Below are 542 nucleotides of genomic sequence, written 5' to 3'. Positions count from 1 at the left end.
ATTGCAACTCCAGTGATCATCGTTCAAGAAACTGGTAAGTCTAGTACTGATAACATCACTATGAATACAACTTTGCTTGTGTCAAACATCGAAGAAGGTGCGATGTGGGAATATAGTTTAGATGGAGGTACTAGCTGGACTACTGGTACGAGTAGTAATAGCTTTAAAGCGGCATCAGATACCACATATGATGCTGGTAAAATTCAAGTCAGACAGACAGATGTGGCTGGAAATACTGCAACAGGTATGAATGCTACAAAGATTGTATTTGACAATAGTATACTTACTCCTTTCCTTGAATTTGAAGAAGACACTGCTCGTTTGGGTGGCACTAATGATGATGGAGTGACAAAAAATGGAAAAGTCATATTGTCGAATCTAGATCCAGATCTTGATTATTGGGAATATACAATCGATGGTGGTGATACTTGGATTGGTGGAGAAGGTAATTCATTTGTACTACCACAAGGAACTTATACTGATGAACAACTCCTAGTCAGAGTGGTAAATATTGCTGGTCAATCGAGTGAGGGATATTTTTA

1 protein-coding gene is annotated in these 542 nt (G+C 38.4%); it reads left to right on the top strand.

Going from position 1 to position 542, the window contains the following annotated elements:
- The coding region (locus EXE09_RS18905; RefSeq protein WP_165382094.1) for a hypothetical protein at positions 1–542 on the top strand (542 nt) is incomplete at both ends.

The organism is Acinetobacter sp. WCHAc060025 (genome assembly GCF_004209355.1).
Taxonomy (GTDB): domain Bacteria; phylum Pseudomonadota; class Gammaproteobacteria; order Pseudomonadales; family Moraxellaceae; genus Acinetobacter; species Acinetobacter wuhouensis.
The sequence above is the reverse complement of the archived record's forward strand: the minus strand, read 5'-3'. Positions and strand labels throughout refer to the sequence as shown.